The following is a 1,009-nucleotide window of genomic DNA, read 5'->3' on the forward strand; positions in this document are numbered from 1 at the left end:
TCGGCTTCGGAGTAGACGGCCACGCTGCGCACGCCCAGGGCTTTGAGCGTGCGGATGATGCGGCAGGCGATGGCGCCTCGGTTGGCGATCAGGACCTTGTCGAACATGGGGGCGCTTCCGGGCGGGCCGTCCCGCGGGCGTGTGTCGCGCAGCGGGCCGTCCCGCTGGCCGTCTTGAACAGGATGTGATCGACTCGGTGGGTGAACAGCAAGGCTCGGGCCAACCGTTCAGCTCGCGGCTTGAACCGGGTCCCACACCAGCAGCTGGATGGGCGTCGGGTTGTAGGCGTTGCAGGGGTTGTTGAGCTGCGGGCAGTTCGAGATCAGCACCCACACGTCCATCTCGGCGCGCATCTCCACGTACTTGCCCGGGCCCGAGACGCCGTCGGCGAAGGTGAGCTGCCCATCGGCCGTCACCGGCACGTTCATGAAGAAGTTGACGTTGGGCACGAGGTCTGCCTTGCCCAGGCCGATGTCGGCGTGCTGGATGGCCAGCAGGTAGTTGTCGCGGCAGCTGTGCATGAACTTTTTCTGCAGCGCATAGCGAACGGTGTTGCTCTCGGCCGCGCAGGCGCCGCCCAGCGTGTCGTGCCGGCCGCAGGTGTCAGCCGTGATGGTGAGCATGGGGCGGCCTTCGTTGCTCATGAGCACCGAGCCGGTCGTCAGGTAGATGCCGCCTTGGTGCAGCAGGGTGTCGGTGGCGCTGTAGTGCTCGGCCAGGTCATCGGCGCTGTAGAAGATCACGTCGGCGGCCTGGTTGCCCTCCAGGTCGACGATGCGCAGGGTCTGGCCCTGCTTGACCTGAAAGAGGATGGGCTCACCCGCCGGGTGGCGTTGGTTCAGGACGGCATCGGCTTCAACCAGGGGGCTGTGCTGGATGCGGATGGCGGTCGCTTGAGATTCGGTCATGTCGCTGGCTCCTCGCGTCTCAAAGCGCGAACACATCGCTGTTGTGGTGGGCGCGCGCGTTCTCTGCGCGGAAGGTGCGGCAGAAGTCGTCGGCCGTGGCC

2 protein-coding genes are annotated in these 1,009 nt (G+C 66.4%); both read right to left on the reverse strand.

Translation table 11 applies throughout. The annotated features are described in order from the left end of the window. A partial coding sequence (locus tag B2W70_RS14705) for a biotin carboxylase N-terminal domain-containing protein (RefSeq protein WP_286746794.1) occupies positions 1-107 on the reverse strand: 107 nt, incomplete at its 3' end. 120 nt (positions 108-227) lie between these two features. Beyond that, entirely contained in the window at positions 228-908 is a 681-nt protein-coding gene (locus B2W70_RS14710) for an urea amidolyase associated protein UAAP2 (protein WP_286746785.1), read from the reverse strand. Positions 909-1,009: the final 101 nt, after the last annotated feature.

Origin of the sequence: Aquabacterium sp. UBA2148, from assembly GCF_002328915.1 — a bacterium.
Classification (GTDB): Bacteria; Pseudomonadota; Gammaproteobacteria; order Burkholderiales; family Burkholderiaceae_C; genus Aquabacterium; species Aquabacterium parvum.

Excerpts from the sequence above, each read along its gene's own strand:
- B2W70_RS14710 (WP_286746785.1), bottom strand. The coding sequence starts at position 908 with ATGACCGAATCTCAAGCGACCGCCATCCGCATCCAGCACAGCCCCCTG.